At 60.4% G+C, this 19,319-nt stretch carries 17 protein-coding genes; 9 read left to right on the forward strand and 8 right to left on the reverse strand.

The features are described 5' to 3' along the window. Positions 1–84: 84 nt before the first annotated feature. From OOF89_RS10780 to OOF89_RS10790, 3 genes are all read right to left on the reverse strand, one after another. Positions 85–1,428 carry a D-aminoacyl-tRNA deacylase gene (locus OOF89_RS10780; RefSeq protein WP_266075975.1) on the reverse strand — a complete coding sequence of 448 codons (1,344 nt, stop codon included), beginning with the start codon at positions 1,426–1,428 and terminating at the stop codon, positions 85–87. Positions 1,429–1,489: 61 nt separating this feature from the next. After that, positions 1,490–2,779 carry a sodium:calcium antiporter gene (locus tag OOF89_RS10785; protein WP_266075977.1) on the reverse strand — a complete coding sequence of 430 codons (1,290 nt, stop codon included), beginning with the start codon at positions 2,777–2,779 and terminating at the stop codon, positions 1,490–1,492. A gap of 46 nt (positions 2,780–2,825) precedes the next feature. Beyond that, positions 2,826–3,791, reverse strand: a complete 966-nt coding sequence (locus OOF89_RS10790; RefSeq protein WP_266075979.1) for a calcium/sodium antiporter — start codon at positions 3,789–3,791, stop codon at positions 2,826–2,828. A 79-nt stretch (positions 3,792–3,870) separates the two neighbouring features. Here OOF89_RS10790 and OOF89_RS10795 point away from each other — a divergent pair, with 79 nt between their 5' ends. From OOF89_RS10795 to OOF89_RS10820, 6 genes are all read left to right on the forward strand, one after another. Continuing rightward, entirely contained in the window at positions 3,871–4,668 is a 798-nt protein-coding gene (locus OOF89_RS10795; RefSeq protein WP_266075981.1) for a shikimate dehydrogenase, read from the forward strand. Between the two features lie 26 nt (positions 4,669–4,694). Further along, on the forward strand, positions 4,695–5,387 hold the full coding sequence (locus tag OOF89_RS10800) for a helix-hairpin-helix domain-containing protein (protein WP_266075983.1): 693 nt from the start codon (positions 4,695–4,697) through the stop codon (positions 5,385–5,387). 7 nt (positions 5,388–5,394) lie between these two features. Further along, positions 5,395–6,873 carry an anthranilate synthase component I family protein gene (locus OOF89_RS10805; protein ID WP_266075985.1) on the forward strand — a complete coding sequence of 493 codons (1,479 nt, stop codon included), beginning with the start codon at positions 5,395–5,397 and terminating at the stop codon, positions 6,871–6,873. Between the two features lie 223 nt (positions 6,874–7,096). Continuing rightward, positions 7,097–7,708 (forward strand): anthranilate synthase component II, encoded by a 612-nt coding sequence (locus tag OOF89_RS10810; protein ID WP_266075987.1) that lies wholly within the window; start codon positions 7,097–7,099, stop codon positions 7,706–7,708. Then, on the forward strand, positions 7,693–8,544 hold the full coding sequence (locus tag OOF89_RS10815; RefSeq protein ID WP_266075989.1) for an aminotransferase class IV: 852 nt from the start codon (positions 7,693–7,695) through the stop codon (positions 8,542–8,544). Before OOF89_RS10810 ends, OOF89_RS10815 begins: the two co-directional genes overlap by 16 nt. 36 nt (positions 8,545–8,580) lie before the next feature. Next, on the forward strand, positions 8,581–8,991 hold the full coding sequence (locus tag OOF89_RS10820; protein ID WP_266075991.1) for a Rieske (2Fe-2S) protein: 411 nt from the start codon (positions 8,581–8,583) through the stop codon (positions 8,989–8,991). Between the two features lie 36 nt (positions 8,992–9,027). On the opposite strand, the gene OOF89_RS10825 is transcribed toward OOF89_RS10820, so the two are convergent. Next, positions 9,028–9,327, reverse strand: coding sequence for a transcriptional regulator (locus OOF89_RS10825; protein ID WP_407661607.1), 300 nt, complete (start codon positions 9,325–9,327; stop codon positions 9,028–9,030). A gap of 90 nt (positions 9,328–9,417) precedes the next feature. On the opposite strand from OOF89_RS10825, the gene OOF89_RS10830 reads away from it, so the two are divergent. Together OOF89_RS10830 and OOF89_RS10835 are read left to right on the forward strand one after the other, a co-directional pair. Beyond that, a complete protein-coding gene (locus tag OOF89_RS10830; RefSeq protein WP_266075996.1) occupies positions 9,418–11,409 on the forward strand; it encodes a bacterio-opsin activator domain-containing protein in 1,992 nt (663 codons plus the stop codon). 137 nt (positions 11,410–11,546) lie between these two features. Next, positions 11,547–12,524 (forward strand): NDP-sugar synthase, encoded by a 978-nt coding sequence (locus OOF89_RS10835; protein ID WP_266075998.1) that lies wholly within the window; start codon positions 11,547–11,549, stop codon positions 12,522–12,524. Positions 12,525–12,620: 96 nt separating this feature from the next. Here the strand turns inward: OOF89_RS10835 and OOF89_RS10840 are convergent, their stop codons facing one another. The 3 genes from OOF89_RS10840 to OOF89_RS10850 are packed head-to-tail and all read right to left on the reverse strand — an operon-like array spanning position 12,621 to position 15,602. After that, a complete protein-coding gene (locus OOF89_RS10840) occupies positions 12,621–13,724 on the reverse strand; it encodes an alpha/beta hydrolase (protein ID WP_266076001.1) in 1,104 nt (367 codons plus the stop codon). Beyond that, complete coding sequence (locus OOF89_RS10845; RefSeq protein WP_266076003.1) at positions 13,721–14,425, reverse strand: diphthine--ammonia ligase; 705 nt, start codon at positions 14,423–14,425, stop codon at positions 13,721–13,723. The genes OOF89_RS10840 and OOF89_RS10845 overlap by 4 nt, the downstream gene beginning before the upstream one ends. A gap of 37 nt (positions 14,426–14,462) precedes the next feature. Then, positions 14,463–15,602, reverse strand: a complete 1,140-nt coding sequence (locus tag OOF89_RS10850) for a DUF373 family protein (protein ID WP_266076005.1) — start codon at positions 15,600–15,602, stop codon at positions 14,463–14,465. A 149-nt stretch (positions 15,603–15,751) separates the two neighbouring features. Here OOF89_RS10850 and OOF89_RS10855 point away from each other — a divergent pair, with 149 nt between their 5' ends. Beyond that, complete coding sequence (locus tag OOF89_RS10855) at positions 15,752–18,136, forward strand: DUF5059 domain-containing protein (RefSeq protein ID WP_266076007.1); 2,385 nt, start codon at positions 15,752–15,754, stop codon at positions 18,134–18,136. On the opposite strand, the gene OOF89_RS10860 is transcribed toward OOF89_RS10855, so the two are convergent. Further along, a complete protein-coding gene (locus OOF89_RS10860; protein WP_266076009.1) occupies positions 18,137–19,318 on the reverse strand; it encodes a DHH family phosphoesterase in 1,182 nt (393 codons plus the stop codon). It lies immediately after the preceding gene. Between the last annotated feature and the right edge of the window lies 1 nt (position 19,319).

The following is a 19,319-nucleotide window of genomic DNA, read 5'->3' on the forward strand; positions in this document are numbered from 1 at the left end:
ACGTATGTCAGACGCATATAGCTATCCAACAAAGCAAGCTTTATTACTTTTCGAATTTGGGAGAAATTTATCAAGAAGAATAAATCAGATCGGAAATGTATGTGTGCGATCAGTTCTCACTGCATCCGGCGAGATAGTTCTCCCATTGACCGTAACCGCCGTGCCTGACGAAAGTTTTCCGAACTTGGGGCCTTCCGAAATTCCCAGTTTGCGTGCCTTCTCGGGGTCGAAGGCGACTTCTCGCACCACGACTTCGTCCGGCGTCCGCTCCACTGCATCGTACTTCCGGTCGAGGAGCGCCACCAACGCGTCGATGATGGCGTCGTATTCGTCCGGTCCGCGAACCGCTGCACGCCCCACAACCCGCGTTCCGCTTTGATCGGTTTCGAACGCGATGGCGTGTTCTGCAACTGCCGCCCGTGTTTCCTCGCGGTCGATTCCTGTCGCGCTGTCGAGCAAGTCACCGGGAAGCGAGACGAGTTCGAACTCGGGTTTGTCGCCCTTCGAACCGTCGAACCGACGCGCGGCTGCACCAAACCGCAGGCCGGACTCGACGGACGACAGTTCGGTTTCCAGCGTCTCTACGAGCGAGAGGGGAACACCGGATACCTCCCGCACCCACGTTTCGCTCACGATTCGGTAGCCGAGAGCGGAGATGACCGATTCCAGTTCCGGGTACTCCCCTTCGCAAACGGCGTACTCCGCGCCACTTCGTTCGAACGCTTGACGAATCGTTTCCCGTGACTCCGCTGGTGGACCCATCGTCTCCAGATTCCAGTCGGACGCGATATGGCCCACCGCCCAGTCAGTCTCTCGGACGATCCGCTCGAAACGCGGAACGTAGTGGCCACCACCGAACCCGACGAGTTGTCGCTCGCGGGTCGGTTCGACGCCGCGAAGATCGAGGATGGCACGAGCTACTGCGCGTGCCGCCGTCGAATCGTGCCACTGCTCTTCATCGCTGCCGAGTTCTACGAACATCGACGGGACGCCGACTTCGCTCGGCCCGTGATGGGTACACTCCATCCCCACATCGTACGATTCCGGCGCGTGATCGTCGAACGCGCGGAGCAGTTCGGCCTGCGCGTTCGGACTGGATTCCGCTAGTGTTCCGTCTTCGCCACCGTACTCCGCCGGTCCGAAGTTCCCGGTAAAGTGGGTGGTCAACAGTGGCCCGGTGTCGCCCGAATGGCGCGAGGCGAAAACGAGTAGATCCGGATTCGAGAACGCCTCGGCGACGTGCTCGATATCGAGGTGGAGGGATTCGAACTCGCGGAGTTCGAACCCCTCGGTTCGGTAGAATCGACCCCCGCCGTCGGCGTCGGGGCGGGAGTCGTCTTCGTGTGCTGTCCATCCCGTCTCCGAACGGAGATACTCGCCGATATGCTCCGAGGCGTGATCAGCGCGACTGACGACGACTGCGATCATACCCACAACTCCGCGCTAAAATCGAAAAAGGGCGTCGATGCCGTTAGAAGCGCCGATACCGTCAGACCTGTTCCGCCGGACTTCGTTCCCCACCCTTGATGCGCCGATAGACGCGTCCGACGAGGAGCTGGAACTCCTCCCGGCGGTACGCGAGCAACAGGAGACCGAGAACGATGTACACGACACTGAAGCCGATGAGTGCTTCGTAATGATGGAAGCTCGGGAACAGCTGGACGAGGAACAGTCCCAACAATGCGACTGCCTCTCGAATACTGATATTGAAGTTGACGAGAATGGTCAGTGCGAAGAAGCTCTGTGCGGCGGTGAGCCAGATTTCACCGTTCTGTTTGTCACCGAGCGGAAGCGTGTGAAAGTTTCCAAGGGAAATGCTGTACACGAGAACGAGCGTCCCGATGAGAAGCGTCCACTGGTTGAGCTTCGACGAGATGAGTGCGTTGAATGCTGCCGTCGAGCGCGCCTTGTTGACGAGGTAGGCGACGACGATGAGTTCCGGACTCTCGCTGGCGAGCGGCGCGACCCACTGAATCATCAGGAACGGTGGAACGCCGATTTGTTTCCCATATTCCTCTAGTCCGTGTGCGAACGGTTCGACCGCGGTGAAGATGACCAGACCTGCGAAAAGGAACATCCCGACGTATATCGGAACGCGGATGTTTTTCGTGAACGATTGGAAGTAAGCCGGAATCCCGACCTGTTCTTCCTCACTATCAGGTGCGTTCAGCGTGAAGAGGATGTACGTAAAGTAGAGTCCGACCAGGAACAGCATGTCGGGCCAGCCGATGCCGCCACCGAGGGGAACGAGGAAGGCATAGACGGTTGCGACGAACAGAAAGAGGATTTCGGTCGAAATATCCGGGTCGAGCTTCACGCGGTCGGCGAGGAAACCGCTACGGTTTTCGACCGCGGGGTCGTTCGTCGTCTTCGCTTTGTAAATCGCGAAGACGGCGATGGCCGACCAACCGAGTCCGATGAGGATACGATTCGCACCGGTCATGTTCGCGACGGCGAGGCTCGCGTTCTCCGCTCCGCGAGGGGTACCGGCGAACGCGCCCGCGTTCCACGCATACAGTGCGTCAACTGCGTACTCCGGAGCGACGGCGAGGACGGCGAGGATCGCGAGCGCGAACGCACGCGGGACGTCCTCTTCCGCCGTCTCGGCCGCCCACGCCAGCAGGAACGATGCGCCAAGCACAGAAATTCCCGTAATGGCTATCGTCGCGAGATTCGAAAGGCCGTGGGCGTGGCCGGTCGCCCACAACCCCATCCACGGTGCAGTCAGGAGGACCGAGAACAGAACTGCAGTAAGGGGGTGTCGTAATCGTCCAGTCATCGAAATTGATTTTCTTCCCCCCGCAAGTAACGCTTGCGTTCCGGAATCAGGGGAAAAGGAAGAACACGAACACGCCGTACCCACCGACGAGCAGCAGACCGTTGAATCGTGAGATGCGGTGGTGGTGGGCCATCAGTGCCATCGCCGCGACGGTGAATGCGACGAGGAATGGAAACTCGAACGTCCGCGTCGTTACCGGAACGTTCACGGGGACGACCAACGCCAGCACGCCGATGACTGCGAGGATGTTGTAGATGTTGCTTCCGATGACGTTGCTGATGCTGAGGTCCGCCTCGTCGCGAGCGGAACTGACCATCGAGGTGGCGAGTTCGGGGAGAGAGGTGCCGAACGCGACGACGGTCAGACCGATGAACAGGTCCGAAAAGCCGAATCCGCGGAGCAGTTCGATGCTCCCCATGATGAGCAGGCGCGACCCTGCCAACAGGACGGCGACTGCGAGGACGAACGTTCCGACGGTACGAGCGTCGGCGGTTCCGTCGTCACCAACCTCGTCCCTGACGGCGGCCGCGTCTCCCGCTCGGCGCGTGTGCCGAAGGATGTAGACGGTGAACACGCCGAGGACGACGAGCAACAGCACGCCGTCGGCGGTGGCGAGCGTGCCGTCGCTTCCGAGGACGACGAGCAGCACGACGGCAGCGAGCATGAACGACCCATGTCGCCACAGCAGGTCCCGGTTGACGGCTAACGGTTGGACGAGTGCGGATGCACCCAAGACGAGGCCGATATTGGCGATATTCGATCCCACGATGTTGCCGAGGCCGATGTCGCCGGAGACGGAAACCGCACCGATGAGGCTGACGAACAGTTCGGGTGCAGTCGTGGCGAATGCGATTATCGTCACGCCGATAGTTACAGGGGCGATACCGACCCCGAGCGCGAGCGATGACGCGCTATCGACGAGCAGTTCTGCACCGACGTAGAGGAGCACGATACCACCGAGCAGTAACGACACGTCGGCGATCGTTCCGAGCGTGAATAGCGGCGCATACATATCCTTCCCGTTTATTTCACTATCAATATATATTTCTTCCGACGGATGGGCTTATCCGGGTCCGAACAACAGGTATCGTATGGACGTATATGGATTGGTCGGCAACCCCGTCGGCCACTCGCTGTCGCCGCCGATGCACGAGGCGGCCTACGACGAACTGGGAATCGATGCGCGCTACGTCACCTTCGAACCCGATGCTATCGGGGCAGCTATCTCCGGTGCACAAGACCTCGGCATCGAGGGACTGAACGTGACGATTCCGTTCAAAGAGGATGCGCTCTCGCACGTCGAACCCGATCCGCTCGCGGACCGGATCGGGGCGGTGAACACGATCGACTTTTCGGGCTCGGCACCGCCAGCCGGCTATAATACGGATGCTGAGGGGGCGCGCCGCGCCTTCGAGCGCCACGACGTGTCGCTTGCGGGGACGTCAGCGGTCGTCGTCGGCGCGGGCGGCGCGGCACGGGCAATCGCGTTTATGCTGGCGGATGACGGGGCGCGCGTTCGAATCGCCAATCGGACCGTTTCGCGCGCCGAATCGCTGGCGGCGGTTGTCCCGGAGGCGAGTGCACATGGATTGGAGGCACTCGACGACATCGTTCCGGACGCAGATATCCTCGTCAATGCCACGAGCGTCGGGATGGAGGACGACGCGTCGCCCGTCCCGGCCGAGACGCTTCACGGGGACCTCGCGGTGATGGATGCGGTGTACAGTCCGCTCGAAACCCGACTGATCCGAGAGGCGGCGGATCGTGGCGCGACGACCATCGATGGCGCTTGGATGCTCCTGTTTCAAGGAGTCGTCGCGTTTGAAACCTGGACCGGACGAACTGCTCCGGTCGAGCGAATGGACGCCGCCTTGCGAAGACGCCTTTAAGTGATGGGGCTTTGTACTGTCCTGTAATGGGGCTTATCACACGGCTGAAATCGTTGCTCGGTCTTGGCGATGAGCGTTCGAAAACGCGCCAGCGCGACTCCGGCGTTACGATAGAACGCGAACCGACCGAAGCGAGAGAACAAGCGGACGCGTCGAGCGAGCGGGCAGTGAAGCAAACTGAGAACGAGGTAGCGACCGGCGAGTCCCCGGAATCGGACACCAGCGTTTCGACGGAGGACCTCGTCGATGCGGATGAACCGACGGACCACATCGAGGAAGCCGAACCCGAGAACGCTGCGGAACCAGCCGAGGCAACCGGACCGAGTGCACAAGCAGGACAGCCTGCCCAAACCGAGGCGACGGAGCCCGAACCGGAACCGGAGGAGCTCACCGAGGAGGGGGAAGTCGAATCGAAATCCGCCGACGACGAACGGGCATCCGAAACCGACGAAACCGAACCGGAAACCACGGACGAATCCGAGATGACGGAACCGGAGGCAGCGGAACCAGAATCGACGGAATCAGAACCGGACGTGGAAGCGGGCCGTCCGCTTGAGGATGTGAAAGGAATCGGCCCAGCGTACGCCGACCGCCTTCGAAATGCGGGCGTGGACGATGCGGCGCAGTTGGCGGTCGCCGATTCCGAGGAACTCGCGGAGAAAACCGATCTCTCGGCGAAGCGAATCGAAGGCTGGATAGAGCGTGCAAAATCGATGTGAAAAACCAGTGGTCGTCACCTCGCGGTCCGCGTACCGCGAGGTGGCCCGCGACGCACCGATCGGTGCGAGAGTCCCCGTCGAAGTTCGCGTCGAGGTCGACGACCCCTTCCTCGCGTATCGGCGGGCACGGGACGGAACTGGCGGCTTTTATTTGGCGACGACGGGGGGACAGTCCGGATGGGGCTACTTCGGTATCGAACCGAGCGAGCGATTGCAAACGCATTCGAACGCGGAGTCCGTATCCGGTGGTTCGGGCCCGAGCCTCGGCGCGCTGGCTGGCGTTCTCGACGGCGAGGAACTCGCTCGCGGCGATTGCGATGTTCCGTTTCCCTGCGGCCTGTTCGGGTGGATTTCCTACGACCTCGTGCGCGAACTGGAAACGCTTCCGGGCATTGCTGTGGACGACCGTACCCTACCGCAACTCCAGTTCGGACTGTACGATCGCGTTGCGGCGTGGGAGGCGAATCGGTCGGACGCCGACGGTTCGGCGGGAACGACCCTTCGGGTTACGGCCTGCCCCCGACTCGACGATCCCGACGAGACCTACGACGAAGCTCGAGAAACGGCGCTGGAATTGGCACACTCCGCGATAGATGGTAACGAAGGTGTCGGAAACCCACCGACTGACGAGCGAGGGCCGTTCGTGAGCAGTTGCGGGCGGGAGGCCTTTGCGGAGCGCGTGCAGGCGGTCAGACAGTATATTCGCGACGGCGAGACGTTTCAGGCAAACATCTCCCAGCGACTCGAAGCACCCGCGAGCGTGCATCCAGTCGAAGCCTTCGATGCACTCCGACGGGTAAATCCCGCGCCGTACTCCGGATTACTCGAATTTCCGGGCGTAGATTTGGTGAGTGCCAGTCCGGAACTCCTGCTCGACGTGGAGGGTAACCGGGTTCGCACGGAACCCATTGCGGGGACGCGAAAACGCGGGGATACACCCGCAGAGGACACGGAGCTCGAAGCCGACCTGCTCGGCGACGAGAAAGAGCGTGCCGAACACGCGATGCTGGTCGATTTGGAACGAAACGACCTCGGAAAAATCGCCGAGTATGGCTCCGTCGAAGTGACCGACTATCGTCGGGTCGATAGATACTCGGAGGTGATGCACCTCGTCTCGGACGTCGTCGGGCGTCGTCGCCCCGACGTCGGACTGACGGACGCGATCGCGGCGGTGTTCCCTGGAGGGACCATCACGGGCGCACCAAAGCCTCGGACCATGGAGATCATCGACGAATTGGAATCGACGCGGCGAGGACCGTACACGGGTAGCATCGGCATGCTTGGCTTCGACGACCGTGCGACCCTTAATATCGTCATTCGGACGTTGGTTCGGTTTCGTGATGAGTATCACCTTCGCGTCGGGGCCGGAATCGTACACGATTCCGTGCCGGAACTGGAATACGAGGAGACGCTTCGAAAAGGGAAAGCGCTGGTGCGTGCCATCGACGAGGCTCTGGAGCACGAGGATGGGTTTTCGGTCGAGTGACCGTAACAAATCGGTTTCGACCGAATCTGAACTGTTGACGGGGTCTCCAGCACGACACTTACAAGTAATCGAACGTCCGTCACACGCGACCGACGAGGTACGTCCGAGAACCGTATTCTCGAACACAGCTCCGTCAACTCCGGAACCCCCCAAACCAACAGGGTTTACCAGCGACCCCGCTAATCCACCCATACGTTCGACGCCATTCCCCGGACTCCCGACTATGATCTTCGTCATCGACAACTACGACTCGTTCGTCTACAACCTCGTCCAATTCGTGGGTGAGTTCGCCGCGGAGGTCGTCGTTCGGCGAAACGATGCCATCGATATCGAGGGGATCCGTGAGCTCGATCCGGACGGTATCGTCGTCTCCCCCGGTCCCGGAACGCCCGACGACGCAGGCGTTTCGGTGCCTCTCTTCCGGGAAACGACGTACCCCACACTCGGTGTCTGTCTGGGTCATCAAGCACTCTGTGCGGCTAACGGTGCACCAGTGGTTCACGCCCCCGACGTCGTCCACGGAAAGTCGTCGATAGTAACCCATGATGGCGAGGGTATTTTCGCCGGGCTACCCGAGATGATCGAAGTCGGACGGTATCACTCGCTCGCAGTCGAACGAGACGACCTCCCCGACGGACTGATCGAGACGGCCCAAACCGCGGACGATTGTCGAACCGTTATGGGAGTTCGCCACGCCGACCGTCCCCACATCGGCGTACAGTTCCATCCCGAGAGTATCCTGACTGACGGTGGAAAACGACTGGTTCGGAACTTCTGTGAACTGTGCAAGACGCGAGACGAAAGCGAGAGAGGTGAGTCGTGCAATTCCATGTGAACGGCACCCTCGTCCCGGCCGAGGAAGCCACCGTCAACGTGCGCGACCGGGGGTTCATGTACGGCGATGCGGCGTTCGAAACCCTACGCGCCTACGATGGCACGGTGTTCGAGTGGGACGCCCACGCCGAACGGCTCGACAAGACCTGTGAGGTGCTTTCCCTCGATCACGGAATCAGCGACGATGACCTCCGGTCGCGAATTCGGGAGACGCTGACGGCGAACGACTTGCGGGACGCCTACGTCAAATGTTCGATCACGAGGGGAGTCCAGCCCGGAAAACTTACCCCGGGCCCCGCAGACGATCCGACGGTCGTCGTCATCGTCGCCGAACTGCCACGTGGTGGAACGGGTGGCGAATCGGTTTGGAACGACCCTGCAACCGTCGAGGTGGTGAAAACCAGGCGTGTACCCTCCAAGGCACTTCCCGCGCACGCGAAAACACACAATTACTTGAACGGAATCCTCGCTCGTCTCGAAACCGAGGCCGACGAGGCACTCATGCTCGATTCGGCGGGTACCGTGACGGAAGGCGCGACGAGCAACCTGTTTTTCGTCCGCGAGGGTGTGCTCCACACGCCCTCGCTTTCCGGCCCGATCCTTCCGGGAATTACCCGCAGTGTCGTCCTCGAACTGGCCGATGAGGACGGAATACCGACCCGGATTGGCAGGTACACCCCGGCAGACGTTCGGGACGCGGACGAAGTGTTCATGACGAACACGACGTGGGAAGTTCGTCCGGTCGGGTGTCTCGACGATATCGCGTTCGAAGTCGGCCCCATCACTCGGGAACTCGCGACGGCGTTCGACGCGCTGGTCGAAGCGCGCCACTATTGAAAAGCCTCAAGCCACTTCGTTGGCTATTTCCTGCCGATGGACGAGAATAGCTGCATCGCCACGCTCGCCGAAATCCCCGACCACAGCACCTTCTTGTTCACCATTCGGGATGGGTTCGACGAGGAGGAGGCCGTCTTGGTCATGCAGGACGACGACGTGCTCGCATGGAAAAACTACTGCCAGCACTGGACGGACGTCCGCCTCGACAAGGGCGACGGTGCCGCGATGCGCGACGGCGAACTCGTCTGTGGCAAACACGGCGCGCTGTTCGAGGCCGATTCGGGTGTCTGCTCTTACGGCCCCTGTGAAGGTGCGGTTCTCGACCCAGTCGGCGTGACGGTCGAGGACGGTGCGGTGTTCCTGACCGACCCGGATTACGAGTTCGTCCAACAGGGATCCTCGATGGAGTACGATTTGTCCTCGAACCGGTCGCTGGGCTTCGAATAGGTTCGATCGTTCACCGGCGTGGCTTTGCCCCCCTAGCTATCCTCCCCGACGGATCGTAAACGTCGGTTCGTCGATGGCTTCGCTCTTGCATTCCGGACACCGAGATGGGCGGTTCGCGGGGTCATCGAAACGGTCGAATCCGCAGTCCCGGCATTCCGGCGGGGCGACGAGCAGTCGTTCGCCACCGGACTCTACCGACCGAGCAACGTGTTTCACGTGTCGAAGTGCCGTGCCGGCCGTGATATCGAACTCCGCCGCGAGGACGCTCGGTGAAGCGGGCTGATCCCGCAGAAAGGCTGTTATCCGTTCCCGCGTCGTCTCGTCGTCGGTCATGATTTGGGATTTGTGTCGGGTGTTCAAATTTCTACCGTGGATAATGTGACGACGTAAAATGTTTTCCCGTAGCAGTACATGTACTAACGTGCGATGGGGGAAGTATCGGATGGACGTGAGGACGCCATGTCGAGTAGCCGTACCGTTCTTTTCGTAGAACACGAAACTGATATCGCACGGTCGCTTTCCCGTTCCGCCGGCGAACTAACGGTGCACATCGAGTCGTCCGCGGCGGACTGCCTCGACCACCTCGACCAACGGGCGATAGACTGCATCGTCAGCAACTACGACTTGTCGGACGGTGACGGTATCGAACTCCTCGAATCCGTGCGCGCGAAGTATCCAAACCTCCCGTTCGTCCTGCTCACGAACGAAGGAAGCGAGCACGTCGCCAGCGAGGCGATCGCGGCGGGCGTAAGCGATTATCTCCCCACGACGGCTGTCGATGATGTAGACGTCCTCCGGGACCGAATCGAAGTTGCCATCGACAAACACCTCGGAGGAGATGGCGAGAGCCGGATCAAAGCACTCACGACCGCTTTTCCGGACGTTGCATTTCTCCTCGACGACAGGGGTCGTTACTGCGAACTCTTGGTCGGGCCCAATACCGAAAGTCTGGCCGCGAGTTCTCCCGCAAACCTCGTCGGGAGATCCATGCACGACGTGTTTTCCGAGGCGGAAGCGGACCGGTTTTTGGCACACATCCACCGGACGCTCGACTCCGGGCGTGTGGAGACGATGGAGTATCCGTTGGAAGTCGAGCGTGGCCAACGCTGGTTCGAAGCCCGCACGACGCCGCTCGGGGCGAAAATCGATGGCCGAGACGCCGTCGTTTGGGTCGCACGTGACATTACCGACCGGCGGGACCGGGAACGAAAACTGGCACATCAACACGACGAGTTGGAGACCCTGAACCAGATTCACCGCGTGATTCAGGAGGTCATCCACGAACTCGTCCACGCCGCGACTCGGGACGATATCGAGCAGTTAGTCTGTGAACGACTGGTCGAATCCGATCTGTACGAACTCGCGTGGACCGACGAAAGCGAGGTGAGTCGAGAGGGGGTTACACCCCGAACTCGCGCAGGAGGCATCGACGGCTATCTCGACACCCTCATTCAGTTTGGGAACAACATAGAGGACGATCCTGCGGACGTGGCCATGCAAACGGGTGAACTACAGGTCATCCAGGACGTTCGAGAGACGAAGAAAATCCCGTCGTTCGTCTGCGAGGAGGCACTTTCACGCGGTATCGAATCCGGGATTTCCATCCCGATTTCGTATGGAAACACGATTTACGGCACGCTGTCTCTCGTTTCGACGCGGAAAGGTGTGTTGGGGAAGCGGGCGCAGGCCGCGCTCGAAATCCTCGGCGACACTATCGGGTTCGCCATCAACGCCGCAAAGAACAAGAAGATACTGCTATCGGACAGCTCCGTCGAACTCGAATTTCAGGTTACCGACCCACGGGAGGTTTTTTTGACCGTCTCCCGAAAGTTGAACTGCCAGTGTCATCTGCACGGCCTCGTTCCGGCTTCGGATGGAAAACTGCTTCACTACGTTCGAATCAACGGTGCACAACCGGACCGTGTCGAGGAGATGGTGTCCGATGCAGAACAGGTCGAGGAGTGCCGACTCATCGACATCGACGATGTCGGCTTCGTTCTCGAAACCGTGATGTCCGAATCGACGATCAAGAAACTGGTCGAGGCAGGTGCTGCCGTGCAGTCCGCGACTGCGGACGACGGTGAAGTGACCATCATCGCCGAAGTGCCACATGATACCGATGTTCGACAGGTCGTCGATACTTTTCAATCGGCCTATCCGGACTCACAGCTGGTGGGGAAGCGAACCGTCGACAGGCCGACGCAGACGACACAGGATTTCCGCCAGTCCCTCACCGAACGACTTACTGAGCGGCAGGTGACCGCACTTCGGACCGCTTACTTCGCAGGTTACTACGACTGGCCTCGCGGAAGCAACGCGGAGGAAGTGGCAGGATCCCTCGACATCGCCTCGGCGACGCTTCACTACCATCTTCGTCGGGCACAGAACGAACTGCTATCCGCCTTTTTCGACGGATAGCGCGTGAACGACACGTATTGAACTGCATTGGCTACCGCGGTCAGTCCCCGACGCCGACCGTCGGGTGGGTCGCTGTGGTCGATCCTATGGGCACTACAATGAAAAAGGACTTAGGGGGCGGGAGTGACGGTCCTTCCATGAAAGCCGTCGTCCTCGCGGGCGGATACGCGACGCGCCTGTGGCCCATCACGAAACACCGGCCGAAAATGTTTCTCCCGATCGGTGAGACAACGGTCATCGACCGCATTTTCGCCGACCTCGAAGCCGACGACCGTATCGACACGGTGTACGTCAGTACGAACGAGCGATTTGCGGACGAGTTCCGCACGCATCTCGAAGCGAGCGAGTTCGAAAAGCCGAAACTGAGTGTCGAAGATACCTCCGAAGAAGACGAGAAGTTCGGGGTCGTCGGCGCGCTGGCCCAACTGGTCGAGCGTGAGGAAGTCGATGACGACCTGCTCGTCATCGCCGGAGACAACCTCATCAGTTTCGACGTGGGCGACTTCGTGGACTTTTTCGAGGCGAAAGAGTCGCCGATTCTGGCCGCCTACGACGTTGGAAGCAAAGAACGCGCGAAATCCTACGGTCTCGTGGAACTGGAAAACGACCGCGTCGTCGATTTCCAAGAAAAGCCGGACGATCCCAACTCGACGCTGGTTTCCATCGCCTGCTATGCCTTTACGCAGGACAATCTGCCACTCCTTCAGGAGTATCTAGAAGACGGTAACAACCCGGACGAACCCGGCTGGTTCCTCCAGTGGTTGCAAGCCCACGAACCGGTCTACGCCTACTCGTTCGAGGAAGCCTGGTTCGACATCGGCACGCCCGAGAGCTATCTCGACGCGGTGGCATGGTATCTCGATGGCGAATCGTACGTCGCTGACAGCGCCAGTCTCGACGACACGGATGTCGGTGAAAACGTCCACGTAATGGGCGGTGCGGAACTCGTCAGCGCCAGTCTCGACAACGCCATCATCTTCTCGAACGCGACGGTTCGGGACTGTGACGTGCGCGACTCCATCATCGACGAGAAGACGCACATCGAAAACATGGACCTCGCGGGCGCGCTGATCGGTGCGCACACCCAGATCACGAACGGCGCACGCGACGAGTAGCGACGAATCACGAATCCCTTCTCCGTTGAACCGTCTTCGTAGTGACAGCCACCTTCGCTGAACGTCTCCCAGAATCGTGTCGTACCGTCACGGGGCCTATTCGAACGCCTCTCGAAGCGCCTCGCCAGCGCGCTCACGCACGTCGTTGGCCGCTTCGACACCTGGGAACGGTTCGGAGAGGCGACGCATGTTAGCGAAGTCGTGAATCATGTCGTCGTAGTGGGTGTGGTCGACGGGGATATCGGCATCGGCGAGTGCCTCACCGTACGCAAACTGTTCGTCGCGTAACGGGTCGTATCCACAGGTGAACAGGGTCGCCGGCGGTAGTTCGGCGAGGGTCCGTCGCGGAGCACGCAACGGCGAGGCTCGAAGGTTCGCCCCGTCGATATCGTCCCGAAGGTAGTGATTCCAGAACCACACCATTCCCCGGGTAGTCAGGAAGAAGCCGTCGGCGTTCTCCTCGTAGGAGGGGGTGTCGAACGAGTGGTCGGTTACGGGGTAAAACAACACTTGGTGGTCGATTTCCGGCGCGTCTAGTCCCTTTTCGACGGCCATCTGTGCGACGACGGTCGCGAGATTACCGCCCGCGCTCTCACCAGCGACGGCGAGTCCCTCACCCGCTCCGATTTCGTCGGCATTGTCGGCGGTCCATTTCACCGAGAGGTACGCGTCTTCGACGGCAGCGGGAAACGGATGTTCCGGTCCCTTTCGATAATCGACGGAGACGACGACACAGTTGCCCTCGTTCGCGAGCGAGCGTGCGACTCCGTCGTGGGTGTCGAGGTTGCCGACGACCCACCCCCCTCCGTGGAAGTAGACGACCGCTGGAAGCGTCTCGTTCGGGTCGGGGTCGTAGATTCGAACGCGGATATCCCGTGCGTACGCCGGTATCTTGCGCTCCGCTACCGCCGCAACCGGTTCCGGATCGTCAGCCGGAGTAAACAGCCCACCGAGCAATGCTCGGGCCTGTTCGGGCGATTGGTGGGTAAGGTCGGGCGCTCCTTCTTCGACCAGCGTGTCCAGCAATGCCCGGGCGTCCGAATCGAGTTCCGCCGCTCGTCGCTCGTCTATTGGAGTGCTCATCGAATACGGTACGACACCGTTCTCCATAGTCTCGCTGGCCCACGACGACGGTCCATGCGACGGATGGAATGCTGCGCCGAACTGCCCGCTCGCTTCGCTCGCGGAGAACACCCTCACCCTAATGTAGCATCCGTAATTCGTACCCGTCCACGTGTTCCATCCCACGTCGTATCGTATTCCAGCTCGATTGGTCGGTCCATGTGTGGTGCATCCGTCACTAACGTCTCGAACTCCCCGCCCTCGCCCAAAACGTGAACACCGTACTCGTCGTTGAGTTCAGCCAGTTCGGCCAATGCTTCCTCGTCCACCGTTCGACCGAGCCACGATTCGTCCAATCCGTAGGCTGCGACCTGGACGATTTTGATTTCGAATCCGGCGTCTATCATCGCGTGGCCGAGTTCGCGTGGGTTTTTCTGCCAGAGGGGGGCGAACAAATCGATACCGAGACGGTCGCACAGGGCTTGGATTCTGCTCGTCTGGAACTCGCTTTCGACCGCACCTGCCGTGACGCCCGCCAAATCGAGGTCAAGGTCACGAAGCGCGGTTTCTAGCGTTTCCGTTTCCTTGTCGCCTTGTGCACCTGCGTCCTCGACGGATTTGGCGTCGAAGTCCCCCTCGACGTTCACGAGGGGAATGCCGATGCTTTCTGCCACGAGCGTCGTGAGGGTTGTCGCCGGAACGTGATACATGTAGGAATCGCCCGCCGGGTGAACGGTGAGCAGTCGTTCGACGTTCAAACCATCCTCGAGCGCTCGATAGAGCGCCCACGAGGAATCCTTTCCGCCGGAAAAGAGGCTGACCCACGCCTGCTGGTTCATGGTGTGGTTTGCGAGTGGGAGAATAAATGGCCCTCGGTTACTCCACGATTTCCTCTTCGAACGACGTTCCACTCACGTAGGACGCGACGCGCACGCCGAGGAGGCTGACGAAGACGCCAAGCAGAACGTACACGGCGAGTCGTGTTCCGGGGTCCAGCGTGAACTGGGAAACGGTCGTCTGACCGACTGTAATCTTCGGAACGGCGACAGGGGCGATTTTTCCGTCTCGTTGGAGGAAGTAGGCCGAAAACCCACGAACGACAAGTCCGACAGCGAGGACGCCGAACGGAAGATTTAGGTGAGAATTTCGAACGCGGTCGTTCCGGATTGCTTCGTCCAGCAGTCGGCCCATGCTCGCAGTGAGGGCGGCGACTGCGATCCACGGAACGCTCTCGAACGTGAACGCCATGGCCGTCATGAGGATTCCTTCGGAGGACTCCAACGGGGCGGCACGGAGCGCGCCGACGAAGACGCCGATGAGCGACAATCCGAGGCCGACGACGTAGGTGACGATGGAGACGCGACCGGAGTACAACGCGTCGCGCGCCTCGGCGGGTAACTCACGGAAGTAGTCGCCGATCGCGAGCCCTTTGTACAGGACGAACAGGCCGATAACCGCGGTGATGGCGGAGGTCGCCATGGCGAGCCCCCACTGTAACAGTAACACCGGAAACGCGATGAGGGCGATACCGGTCGGGACGAGCACGGTCTGTCGAAGCTCCTCGTCCGCGAGGAACTGCTTCAGGAGGTAGTACGTGGATTCGATGTCGCGGGCCTGTCGGACGACGACACGGTCCACCGCATCGACGCGGACGCGGCTTTCGACGATGGGGACGAGCCGCTCGTCTTCCGCGCTGTCGATGACGATGATCGCCGAGTCGGCCTCGTGTTCGGCGACGAGTTCGTCCATCTGCGCGGCTACGGCACGGTCCGCACCGACTCGCGTTTCGGCGGTGCCGGAGATGACTGCAACCGTCGTCTCCTCGTCGCTATCGCGGAGGTCACGGGCGACGCGGAGGGCTTCGAGTAGGCAGTTGACACTCGAATCCTCGGGGTCGGCGAGTCCGACATCGGTGACGAGTGACCGAACTGCTTCCCACCCGGCGACGGGCATCTTCAGTCCGGTCTTCCGGCCGATATCGTTGTTTCTATCGACACACACCACGAGCGTGCTCATTCGGTATCTCATCCCAGACGGGCAGGGGATAAAAAGGTCTTCTTTATGCCAACTAGTTGTCGTTCGGAGCCGTGTGTGCCGTTCCCCATATTTTTGGACCGCCTAAAAATCGGAACGCTTTAGTTGTTTAGGTATGCCTAAACCGATATATGCAAACCGACAGGCGGACCCTGTTAAAAATCGGTGGTGCGGCCGCTACGAGTTCTCTCCTTGCTGGATGTGGGGCCTTTACCGGCGAACTGAACGCGAAAGACGTAACCGCGGAGGCGGCAATCGCCGCCGAGTGGAACGCCATGCGCGCACGACTACACGACGCCTTTGCGCTCGGCGTCGCGGGCGAGTTCGAAGCCGGTGTCTCCGTCGCCGAGAACATCTTTACACGGTTCGAGAAGTCGAGCGGCGAATGGGGTGCACACGAAAAACTCGAACACACGAGCGAAACGCAGTACGAGGAGTTCGAGGAAGCACTCGGGCAGTTGAAGACCGCTCTCGAAGACGAGAACATGGACGAGGTGAAAACCGAACTCAACCTCGGTAACGAGCACCTTCGAAAGGCCCAAATCGGGCTGGTTGGTGAAGCGAACGTTCACGCGCTCGATTTACAACTACTCGGCGCTCGGTTCGAGGATAGCGCGATGCTGGCCGATGCTGCGACGTTCAAATCGGCCCGAACCGTCGCTGAACGAGCGCTCTCGGCGTTCGAGGACGGCACAGTTCACGACGAACTCGAATCGGCGAGTTCGGAGACGTACGAGTCGTTCGAGAGCGCGGCCAAGACGACGGTCTCCGCGGCGAAGAAAGAAAGGAAAAGCGTAGTCCGAAAGCAATCGAACGCGGCCGTGAAAGCCGCCGTTTCGGGGTCGTACGAACTGGGAACCGAGAACGCTGCCGGCGCGGGGCACATCGCGGTCATGCAGGGACAAGGCTTCGACGCCAAAGCCCTTGCATCGCTCGGCGGCCCCTCGAAATCGTTCGCGCACGCCGCGAGCCTGAACACGTATCGTGCCCGAGCTACGGACTGCAAGTGGCTCGCCGAACAGGGTGCGACCGGCTACGCAAAGCGCATGGCGAAAGACATCTTCGCCCATTTCGAGGGCGCAAAAGCGCACGAAGCGCTGGAACACGCGAATCACGACGCCTACGAGAAGTTCGAACACGGACTCGAAGAACTCGCCGCCGCCGCTGGAAAGGGGAACTCCAAAGCCGTCGAACAGGCGGTCAGTGAAATCGACAGCAGTCTTCGAACCGGAATCGCGGCGCTCACGACCGAAACGGAAGCCGCCATCCTTCAGTCGGGCTTCCTCCGTGCACGATTCGGCGACGCGCTCGAACTCCATACGATGGGTAAATCGGAGGCCGCCGCAACGATCTCCCAATCGATCTTCGAACGCTTCGAGAAGGACGAACTCGGTCTCCACGAGACGCTCGAACACACGAGCGAGAAACTTTACGAGCGGTTCGAACACAAGCACTTGAAGGAGGGTCTCATTCCTGCGTTGAAAGGCAACGGGTCGAACACGAGTACCCACTTCGAAGGCTCCATGCAAGCCCTTCTCGACTTCGAGACGAAGGCCGGAAACGCGACGCTCGTCGCTGGCGCGGAGGCCACGTTCATGGCCAGTCGTGGATTCGATGCCGCAGGCGTTGCGAAACTCGGTAACGGAAGTCGCTCGAACGCTATCGTCGAGGCGACGTTCGAACACTTCGAAAACGGTGCAGGGGGATATCACGAAGCACTGGAGCACGCCGACCACGACCGCTACGAGTCGTTCGAAAAGGCATTCGGGGGCATCAAAAGCGCCAACGAGACCTATGCGAAGGCGAAACAATTCGGCAACGAGGCCGTTCAGTCCGTCTACGCGATCGTTGGAACCGCGGGCGGCGACTTCACGGGCGCGGCGGCGACGATCGTTCAGGATGCCTTCCAACAGTTCGAGACGGCCGAGGTTCACGACCTGCTCGAAAACGGTGACCACGCCGCCTACGAAGCGTTCGAGAACGAAGTGAAGGAGTACGCGAGCGCCCTGAAGTCCGGTGAAGGGATCGACGCCGCGAGTGAGGCGTTCGCCGCTGCCGCGCTTCGTGCACAGTTCGCGGTCGTCGGCGAAGTCGGCAACGCCCCCGTCGGAACGCAGTCAGGCGGGGAGGAAAACGGCGAGACGAAACTGGCGGGGGGTCCAAACGTGAAACAGGGCGTCCCCGAAGACGCGGACCACGTCGTCGAGATGAAGGCCGTCTCGTTCAGTCCCTCCGAGCTGACTATCAAGAAAGGTGACACTGTCGCATGGAAACACGTCGGCGGCGAGGCTCACACGGTCACTGCCACCGAGAAATCGCTCCCGAACGGTGCGAGTTACTGGGCGTCCGGCGGATTCGAATCCGAATCGAAAGCGACGGCGGGATGGAAGAACGGTACCGGTGCGGTTCAGTCCGGGCAATCGTTCGTCCACACCTTCGAGACGGCGGGAACGTTCGAGTACCACTGCATACCTCATGAGGCGGCGGGCATGACCGGAACTATCGTCGTCGAGTAGTCAGACGTTTCCGTTCAGCGCGTCGAAAATACCGTCGGTGAACTCGCGGTTGGTCCACAAACCGACTTCCATCCCACCCGCAACGACCGCGGACTCGATGGGGACTTGTCCTCCTCCCATCCGTGCGTGCCCCCCTGCATCGGCCCCCGGAATCTCCGCGACTGCCGATTGGAGCGCTTTTCCCATGTGAACTCGATCGTCACGCGACCGTCCAGAAAGATGGATCGTGTCCTCTCTCTGGCCGTAGACGACAACCGCCGTCACGCCTTCCAGTTGCATGAGTTCGTCGGCCGCCTGCGGGATGGCATCGACGTTCGTGAGTTCGCCGACGTTGCAAACCGCGAACGACCCGCGGACCTCGCGTTCCGTGATGGCGCGAGATTTGATTTCGAGTACCTCGGCGCTCACTTGTGGGTTCGCGATCCTGTCGAGGCGGTGCTCATCGACACCCTGATACAGATACGCACTCGAGGCGAACTCGGCTTCGGAACAGCCGTTCGTGAGGTGTTTCGTATCGGATTGGATTCCATACAGTAGCCCCGTCGCGATGTTCGTCGGGAGGACGAACTCGTCTTCTGGTGGGATTTCGTCCGGACCGACGGGAGTCGCACCGAGTTCGCCGAAATATTCCGCCACGATAGTCGAACAGGCACCGTAATTCGTCCGTTTATCCGTGAACACTTCGCCCGTCCCGTTTCCGGGATGGTGGTCGATAACGGCGTATGGTTCGATACGTTCCGCCCCATCGAAGCCGCGTGGTGTATTGTGATCGACGAGGACGATCGTAGAAGCAGTGAGGTCGGTTACGTGTTTCACCCGTTCCGTTTCGATGTCGAGAATGGTTCGAAATGCACGGTTTTCCTGATGTCGTATTTGGCCGGAATACTGTAATGTGGTTTCGGTTCCGACCGTTTCGGCGAGGTATGCGACAGCGATGGCACATGCCATCGCGTCGGGGTCCGGATTTGGGTGCATCAAGACGACGATTTCGTCACGTTTGGCTAGCGCTCGCTTGAGTCTGGCACCCATCGGCCGCCGAATCCAACGGACGACCAGCCAGAGCGAGACTGCGAGCACGACTGCTCCCAGTGCCGCACCGATGATGAGCATCGGATTTTCGGAGCTGTAGACTTGCGCCGTCCGAAACAGCCCCTGAACCGACTGGTCGGCCGGAAACTCCATA

The organism is Haladaptatus caseinilyticus, assembly GCF_026248685.1.
Classification (GTDB): domain Archaea; phylum Halobacteriota; class Halobacteria; order Halobacteriales; family Haladaptataceae; genus Haladaptatus; species Haladaptatus caseinilyticus.

Excerpts from the sequence above, each read along its gene's own strand:
- OOF89_RS10780 (WP_266075975.1), bottom strand. The coding sequence starts at position 1,428 with ATGATCGCAGTCGTCGTCAGTCGCGCTGATCACGCCTCGGAGCATATC.
- OOF89_RS10785 (WP_266075977.1), bottom strand. The coding sequence starts at position 2,779 with ATGACTGGACGATTACGACACCCCCTTACTGCAGTTCTGTTCTCGGTC.
- OOF89_RS10790 (WP_266075979.1), bottom strand. The coding sequence starts at position 3,791 with ATGTATGCGCCGCTATTCACGCTCGGAACGATCGCCGACGTGTCGTTA.
- OOF89_RS10795 (WP_266075981.1), top strand. The coding sequence starts at position 3,871 with ATGGACGTATATGGATTGGTCGGCAACCCCGTCGGCCACTCGCTGTCG.
- OOF89_RS10800 (WP_266075983.1), top strand. The coding sequence starts at position 4,695 with ATGGGGCTTATCACACGGCTGAAATCGTTGCTCGGTCTTGGCGATGAG.
- OOF89_RS10810 (WP_266075987.1), top strand. The coding sequence starts at position 7,097 with ATGATCTTCGTCATCGACAACTACGACTCGTTCGTCTACAACCTCGTC.
- OOF89_RS10820 (WP_266075991.1), top strand. The coding sequence starts at position 8,581 with ATGGACGAGAATAGCTGCATCGCCACGCTCGCCGAAATCCCCGACCAC.
- OOF89_RS10830 (WP_266075996.1), top strand. The coding sequence starts at position 9,418 with ATGGGGGAAGTATCGGATGGACGTGAGGACGCCATGTCGAGTAGCCGT.
- OOF89_RS10835 (WP_266075998.1), top strand. The coding sequence starts at position 11,547 with ATGAAAGCCGTCGTCCTCGCGGGCGGATACGCGACGCGCCTGTGGCCC.
- OOF89_RS10845 (WP_266076003.1), bottom strand. The coding sequence starts at position 14,425 with ATGAACCAGCAGGCGTGGGTCAGCCTCTTTTCCGGCGGAAAGGATTCC.
- OOF89_RS10850 (WP_266076005.1), bottom strand. The coding sequence starts at position 15,602 with ATGAGCACGCTCGTGGTGTGTGTCGATAGAAACAACGATATCGGCCGG.
- OOF89_RS10855 (WP_266076007.1), top strand. The coding sequence starts at position 15,752 with ATGCAAACCGACAGGCGGACCCTGTTAAAAATCGGTGGTGCGGCCGCT.
- OOF89_RS10860 (WP_266076009.1), bottom strand. The coding sequence starts at position 19,318 with ATGGAGTTTCCGGCCGACCAGTCGGTTCAGGGGCTGTTTCGGACGGCG.